At 36.5% G+C, this 6,089-nt stretch carries 11 protein-coding genes and 2 pseudogenes; 12 read left to right on the forward strand and 1 reads right to left on the reverse strand.

The genetic code is table 11. The annotated features are described in order from the left end of the window. Positions 1-16: 16 nt before the first annotated feature. Positions 17-421 carry a hypothetical protein gene (locus HMPREF3264_RS03125; RefSeq protein WP_070871898.1) on the reverse strand — a complete coding sequence of 135 codons (405 nt, stop codon included), beginning with the start codon at positions 419-421 and terminating at the stop codon, positions 17-19. 354 nt (positions 422-775) lie between these two features. On the opposite strand from HMPREF3264_RS03125, the gene rpsJ reads away from it, so the two are divergent. From rpsJ to HMPREF3264_RS03185, 12 genes and pseudogenes are all read left to right on the forward strand, one after another. After that, positions 776-1,084 carry a 30S ribosomal protein S10 gene (gene rpsJ, locus HMPREF3264_RS03130; RefSeq protein WP_001118667.1) on the forward strand — a complete coding sequence of 103 codons (309 nt, stop codon included), beginning with the start codon at positions 776-778 and terminating at the stop codon, positions 1,082-1,084. Positions 1,085-1,111: 27 nt separating this feature from the next. Further along, positions 1,112-1,774, forward strand: coding sequence for a 50S ribosomal protein L3 (gene rplC, locus HMPREF3264_RS03135; protein WP_002443755.1), 663 nt, complete (start codon positions 1,112-1,114; stop codon positions 1,772-1,774). 29 nt (positions 1,775-1,803) lie between these two features. Continuing rightward, entirely contained in the window at positions 1,804-2,427 is a 624-nt protein-coding gene (gene rplD, locus HMPREF3264_RS03140) for a 50S ribosomal protein L4 (RefSeq protein WP_002443752.1), read from the forward strand. Next, the gene (gene rplW, locus HMPREF3264_RS03145; protein WP_070871899.1) at positions 2,427-2,702 is read left to right on the forward strand and encodes a 50S ribosomal protein L23; all 276 of its coding nucleotides are present in this window, start codon (positions 2,427-2,429) and stop codon (positions 2,700-2,702) included. Before rplD ends, rplW begins: the two co-directional genes overlap by 1 nt. A 31-nt stretch (positions 2,703-2,733) precedes the next feature. Then, positions 2,734-3,567, forward strand: a complete 834-nt coding sequence (gene rplB / locus HMPREF3264_RS03150) for a 50S ribosomal protein L2 (protein WP_002443747.1) — start codon at positions 2,734-2,736, stop codon at positions 3,565-3,567. A 67-nt stretch (positions 3,568-3,634) separates the two neighbouring features. After that, positions 3,635-3,914: pseudogene (gene rpsS / locus HMPREF3264_RS03155) on the forward strand (30S ribosomal protein S19). Positions 3,915-3,942: 28 nt separating this feature from the next. After that, positions 3,943-4,296, forward strand: coding sequence for a 50S ribosomal protein L22 (rplV, locus tag HMPREF3264_RS03160; protein ID WP_000387527.1), 354 nt, complete (start codon positions 3,943-3,945; stop codon positions 4,294-4,296). A gap of 24 nt (positions 4,297-4,320) precedes the next feature. Then, positions 4,321-4,974, forward strand: a complete 654-nt coding sequence (gene rpsC, locus HMPREF3264_RS03165; protein ID WP_070871900.1) for a 30S ribosomal protein S3 — start codon at positions 4,321-4,323, stop codon at positions 4,972-4,974. A 2-nt stretch (positions 4,975-4,976) separates the two neighbouring features. After that, positions 4,977-5,411: a 50S ribosomal protein L16 gene (rplP, locus tag HMPREF3264_RS03170; RefSeq protein WP_002432945.1), complete on the forward strand. Its 435-nt coding sequence runs from the start codon at positions 4,977-4,979 to the stop codon at positions 5,409-5,411. Further along, on the forward strand, positions 5,401-5,610 hold the full coding sequence (gene rpmC / locus HMPREF3264_RS03175; RefSeq protein ID WP_000644737.1) for a 50S ribosomal protein L29: 210 nt from the start codon (positions 5,401-5,403) through the stop codon (positions 5,608-5,610). Before rplP ends, rpmC begins: the two co-directional genes overlap by 11 nt. Positions 5,611-5,634: 24 nt before the next feature. Further along, positions 5,635-5,898, forward strand: a complete 264-nt coding sequence (gene rpsQ / locus HMPREF3264_RS03180; protein WP_002432741.1) for a 30S ribosomal protein S17 — start codon at positions 5,635-5,637, stop codon at positions 5,896-5,898. A 30-nt stretch (positions 5,899-5,928) separates the two neighbouring features. Beyond that, positions 5,929-6,089: pseudogene (locus HMPREF3264_RS03185) on the forward strand (uL14 family ribosomal protein); the annotation flags it as partial.

Below are 6,089 nucleotides of genomic sequence, written 5' to 3' on the forward strand. Positions count from 1 at the left end.
TACTATAGAAATAGAATTATTTATTATCATATTCGTCTTTGCGCTGATTTTTATATTGTGTATATATCACTTTAGCATCTTTATTTGGTAGATAGGTTGGAGCAGATAATACGATAAAGACAAAGAAAATCATTAAGAAGAATAAAATCCAATGAATAATCATGCCCACAAAAGGTATAAATGCTATAAATGAACCTACAAGACCAACGATTGGTATAATAACCATAGGTTTTATGGCGTTTTGACTATCTACAAGTAAAATGATTGTAATGATGAAATAAAGTAAGGCATTAAATAATAAAGGTTGCCAGCCAAAACTCATGATGACACTGCCACCTAAAAATGGAATGCCATAGAAAAATTCACAAATGATAAGAAATACACCCAAAATCGCTAAAGTTATTTTAACTCCATTTTTCATTAAATCACTCCTATTCTCTTCCTATTATATAAAACCTACCATTATAAATATATTAATATGTTTTCAAATTCGACAGAGAGATAAATTAAAAGTAAAAAATTTCAATAAAACGGTTGAACAACCACTCTATTTCAAGTACAATAATCAAGTATGTGTTAGACAGATATATAGAAAGTTACTGGAAAACCTTGATTTATCAGTGTTTTTCATGTAATATATCTAATGTTGGACTTTAAGAAAAGCGATGAAGCGAAAGGTTACTGACACACCCGGCCGCTTTGCCATGGCGTTGTGTGAGATAGTTTTCGTGGAGAAGTCTATCACTTAAATGTAGACGAATAAGGAGGGAAAATTATGGCAAAACAAAAAATCAGAATCAGATTAAAAGCTTATGATCATCGTGTTATCGATCAATCAGCAGAGAAAATTGTTGAAACTGCAAAACGTTCTGGTGCAGACGTGTCTGGACCAATTCCGTTACCAACTGAAAAATCAGTTTATACAATTATTCGTGCCGTGCATAAGTATAAAGATTCTCGTGAACAATTCGAACAACGTACTCATAAACGTTTAATCGATATTGTTAACCCAACACCTAAAACAGTTGATGCTCTAATGGGCTTAAACTTACCATCAGGTGTAGACATCGAAATTAAATTATAATAGAAAAATTTAGGAGGTGGACTTTCGATGACCAAAGGAATCTTAGGAAGAAAAATCGGGATGACACAAGTTTTCGGTGAAAACGGTGAATTAATCCCAGTAACAGTAGTAGAAGCTAGCCAAAACGTTGTATTACAAAAGAAAACTGAAGAAGTTGATGGATACAACGCAATTCAAGTAGGATTTGAAGACAAACAAGCATACAAAAAAGGTTCTAAATCTAATAAATATGCAAATAAACCAGCTGAAGGTCACGCTAAAAAAGCTGACACAGCACCTAAGCGCTTCATTCGTGAATTCCGCAACGTTAACGTTGATGAATACGAAGTAGGTCAAGAAGTCTCAGTAGATACTTTTGAAACTGGCGACATCATTGATGTTACAGGCGTTTCAAAAGGTAAAGGTTTCCAAGGTGCAATTAAACGTCACGGACAAGCTCGTGGACCAATGGCACACGGTTCTCATTTCCACAGAGCACCAGGTTCTGTAGGTATGGCTTCAGATGCTTCAAGAGTATTTAAAGGTCAAAAAATGCCAGGCCGTATGGGTGGAAACACTGTTACAGTTCAAAACTTAGAAGTCGTACAAGTCGACACTGAAAATAGCGTTATTTTAGTTAAAGGTAATGTACCTGGACCTAAAAAAGGTTTAGTAGAAATTACTACTTCAATCAAAAAAGGTAACAAATAATTTAAAAAGCGAAAGGAGGAAATTGCATAATGGCTAATTATGATGTTTTAAAAGTAGACGGATCTAAATCAGGTTCAGTTGAATTAAGCGATGCAGTATTCGCTATCGAACCAAATAATAGCGTTCTTTTCGAAGCTATTAATTTACAACGTGCGTCATTACGCCAAGGTACACATTCTGTTAAGAATCGTTCAGCTGTACGTGGTGGTGGACGTAAACCATGGAGACAAAAAGGAACAGGTCGTGCACGTCAAGGTACTATCCGTGCTCCACAATGGCGTGGTGGTGGTATCGTATTCGGACCAACTCCAAGAAGCTATTCATATAAAATGCCTAAGAAAATGCGTCGTTTAGCATTACGTTCTGCATTATCTTTCAAAGTTCAAGAAAAAGGATTCACTGTTGTTGATACTTTTGGTTTTGACGCTCCAAAAACAAAAGAATTCAAAAATGTGTTAACTACACTTGAACAACCTAAAAAAGTATTAGTTGTTACTGAAGGCGAAGATGTAAATGTTGAATTATCAGCACGTAACATCCCTGGCGTACAAGTTACAACTGCTCAAGGATTAAACGTTTTAGATATTACTAGCGCTGACAGTGTAGTAATCACTGAAGCTGCTGCTAAAAAAGTTGAGGAGGTGCTCGGATAATGGATGCAAAAGATATTCTTAAGCGCCCCGTAATCACTGAGAAATCTTCAGAAGCTATGGCAGAAGATAAATACACTTTCGATGTTGATACTCGTGTGAATAAAACACAAGTTAAAATCGCTGTTGAAGAAATCTTCGATGTGAAAGTTGATAGTGTAAATATCATGAACTATAAACCTAAGAAAAAACGTATGGGCCGTTACCAAGGCTATACAAACAAAAGAAGAAAAGCGATTGTTAAATTAAAAGAAGGTTCAATCGACTTATTTAACTAAAAATAAATTACCAATAAGGAGGTAAGCGACAATGGCTCTTAAAAAATATAAGCCAATAACAAATGGTCGTCGTAATATGACTACTTTGGATTTCGCAGAAATCACAAAGACAACACCTGAAAAGTCATTATTACAACCGCTACCGAAAAGAGCGGGACGTAACAACCAAGGTAAATTGACTGTTCGCCATCATGGTGGAGGACACAAACGTCAATACCGTGTTATCGATTTTAAACGTAACAAAGACGGAATCACTGCTAAAGTTGATTCAATTCAATATGACCCTAACCGTTCAGCAAATATTGCATTATTAGTATACGCTGATGGTGAAAAACGCTATATCATCGCACCTAAAGGATTACAAGTTGGACAAACTGTTGAAAGTGGTGCTGAAGCAGATATCAAAGTAGGTAATGCTTTACCATTACAAAACATTCCAGTAGGTACTGTAATCCACAATATTGAGTTAAAACCAGGAAAAGGCGGACAACTTGCTCGTTCAGCTGGTGCAAGCTCACAAGTTTTAGGTAAAGAAGGTAAATATGTATTAATCAGATTAAGATCTGGTGAAGTACGTATGATCTTATCTACTTGCCGTGCTACTATCGGTCAAGTTGGTAACTTACAACATGAACTTGTAAATGTTGGTAAAGCAGGACGTTCTAGATGGAAAGGCGTTCGTCCAACAGTACGTGGTTCTGTAATGAACCCTAACGATCACCCACACGGTGGTGGTGAAGGTCGTGCTCCAATCGGTAGACCATCTCCAATGTCACCATGGGGTAAACCAACTCTTGGTAAGAAAACACGTCGTGGTAAAAAATCATCAGATAAACTTATCGTTCGTGGACGTAAGAGAAAATAATAATAACAACTTATTTGGGTGTGCGGCTTAACTGCTGCACGCACACAATAAGAAGGGAGGCGCCCAAATGGCTCGTAGTATTAAAAAAGGACCTTTCGTCGATGATCACTTAATGAAAAAAGTAGAAGCACAAGACGGAAGTGAAAAAAAAACAAGTAATTAAAACATGGTCTCGTCGTTCTACAATTTTCCCTAATTTCATCGGTCATACTTTCGCAGTATACGATGGACGTAAACATGTACCTGTATATGTAACAGAAGATATGGTAGGTCACAAACTAGGTGAATTTGCTCCAACTCGTACATTCAAAGGACATGCTGCAGACGACAAGAAAACTAGAAGATAATTTTTAATAAGTAGAGGAGGAAATCCTAATGGAAGCAAAAGCGGTTGCTAGAACAATAAGAATCGCACCTCGTAAAGTTAGATTAGTTCTTGACTTAATCAGAGGTAAAAATGCTGCTGAAGCTATTGCTATTTTAAAATTAACTAACAAAGCTTCATCACCAGTAATTGAAAAAGTATTAATGTCCGCTTTAGCAAATGCAGAGCATAACTATGACATGAACACAGATGAATTAGTTGTCAAAGAAGCATATGCAAATGAAGGACCAACTTTAAAACGTTTCCGCCCACGTGCACAAGGTCGTGCAAGTGCAATTAACAAACGTACAAGCCACATTACAATCGTCGTAAGTGACGGTAAAGAAGAAGCTAAAGAAGCTTAATAAACTTTCTAAGGAGGGAATACTGTGGGTCAAAAAATTAATCCAATCGGACTTCGTGTCGGAATCATCCGTGACTGGGAAGCTAAATGGTATGCTGAAAAAGACTTCGCTTCACTATTACACGAAGATTTAAAAATCCGTAAATTTATTGATAATGAATTAAAAGAAGCATCAGTTTCTCACGTAGATATCGAACGTGCTGCTAACCGCATCAACATCGCAATTCATACTGGTAAACCAGGTATGGTTATTGGTAAAGGCGGTTCAGAAATTGATAAACTTCGTAACAAATTAAACGCTTTAACTGATAAGAAAGTACACATTAACGTAATTGAAATCAAAAAAGTTGATATCGATGCTCGTTTAGTAGCTGAAAATATCGCACGTCAATTAGAAAACCGTGCTTCATTCCGTCGTGTACAAAAACAAGCTATTACAAGAGCTATGAAACTTGGTGCTAAAGGTATTAAAACTCAAGTATCAGGTCGTTTAGGCGGAGCTGACATCGCTCGTGCTGAACAATATTCAGAAGGAACTGTCCCACTTCATACATTACGTGCTGACATTGATTACGCACACGCTGAAGCTGATACTACTTATGGTAAATTAGGCGTTAAAGTATGGATTTATCGTGGAGAAGTTCTTCCTACTAAGAACACTAGTGAAGGAGGAAAATAATAATGTTACTACCAAAACGTGTAAAATATCGTCGTCAACATCGTCCAAAAACAACTGGTCGTTCTAAAGGCGGTAACTATGTAACATTTGGTGAGTATGGTTTACAAGCTACTACAACGTCTTGGATCACTTCTCGTCAAATCGAATCTGCTCGTATTGCAATGACACGTTACATGAAACGTGGTGGGAAAGTTTGGATTAAAATCTTCCCTCATACACCGTATACTAAAAAACCTTTAGAAGTACGTATGGGTGCTGGTAAAGGTGCGGTTGAAGGCTGGATTGCAGTCGTTAAACCTGGTAGAATCTTATTCGAAGTAGCTGGTGTATCTGAAGAAGTTGCACGTGAAGCATTACGTTTAGCAAGTCACAAACTTCCAGTAAAAACTAAGTTTGTAAAACGTGAAGAATTGGGTGGTGAAACAAATGAAAGCTAAGGAAATTAGAGACTTAACCACTTCAGAAATCGAAGAACAAATCAAATCTTCAAAAGAAGAGCTTTTTAACCTACGCTTTCAGTTAGCTACAGGTCAATTAGAAGAAACTGCACGTATTCGCACAGTAAGAAAAACGATTGCACGTCTAAAAACTGTTGCTCGTGAAAGAGAAATTGAACAAAGTAAGGCTAATCAATAATAATCGAAAGAGGAGGTTACAAAAGTGAGCGAAAGAAACGATCGTAAAGTGTATGTAGGTAGAGTTGTTTCAGACAAAATGGACAAAACGATTACAGTTCTTGTAGAAACTTACAAAACTCACAAATTATACGGTAAACGAGTAAAATACTCTAAAAAATACAAAACTCATGATGAAAACAATTCAGCTAAATTAGGAGACATTGTTAAAATTCAAGAAACTCGTCCTTTATCAGCAACAAAACGTTTTCGTTTAGTAGAAATTGTTGAAGAGTCAGTAATTATTTAATCAAGATTAGAGATAAGGGAGGTTTAACGAATGATCCAACAAGAAACACGTTTAAAAGTAGCAGACAACTCTGGTGCTCGTGAAGTTCTTACAATTAAAGTATTAGGTGGATCTGGTCGCAAAACAGCGAATATCGGTGATATTATCGTATGTACTGTTAAAAATGCAACACCAGGTGGCGTTGTTAAAAA

It is taken from the genome of Staphylococcus sp. HMSC62A08 (assembly GCF_001839105.1).
GTDB classification, from domain to species: Bacteria; Bacillota; Bacilli; order Staphylococcales; family Staphylococcaceae; genus Staphylococcus; species Staphylococcus caprae.

What these genes read in the sequence shown, in the direction of transcription:
- rpmC (WP_000644737.1), top strand. Translation starts at nt 5,401, where the DNA reads ATGAAAGCTAAGGAAATTAGAGACTTAACCACTTCAGAAATCGAAGAA.
- rplD (WP_002443752.1), top strand. Translation starts at nt 1,804, where the DNA reads ATGGCTAATTATGATGTTTTAAAAGTAGACGGATCTAAATCAGGTTCA.
- rplB (WP_002443747.1), top strand. Translation starts at nt 2,734, where the DNA reads ATGGCTCTTAAAAAATATAAGCCAATAACAAATGGTCGTCGTAATATG.
- rplV (WP_000387527.1), top strand. Translation starts at nt 3,943, where the DNA reads ATGGAAGCAAAAGCGGTTGCTAGAACAATAAGAATCGCACCTCGTAAA.
- rplC (WP_002443755.1), top strand. Translation starts at nt 1,112, where the DNA reads ATGACCAAAGGAATCTTAGGAAGAAAAATCGGGATGACACAAGTTTTC.
- HMPREF3264_RS03125 (WP_070871898.1), bottom strand. Translation starts at nt 421, where the DNA reads ATGAAAAATGGAGTTAAAATAACTTTAGCGATTTTGGGTGTATTTCTT.
- rplP (WP_002432945.1), top strand. Translation starts at nt 4,977, where the DNA reads ATGTTACTACCAAAACGTGTAAAATATCGTCGTCAACATCGTCCAAAA.
- rpsJ (WP_001118667.1), top strand. Translation starts at nt 776, where the DNA reads ATGGCAAAACAAAAAATCAGAATCAGATTAAAAGCTTATGATCATCGT.
- rplW (WP_070871899.1), top strand. Translation starts at nt 2,427, where the DNA reads ATGGATGCAAAAGATATTCTTAAGCGCCCCGTAATCACTGAGAAATCT.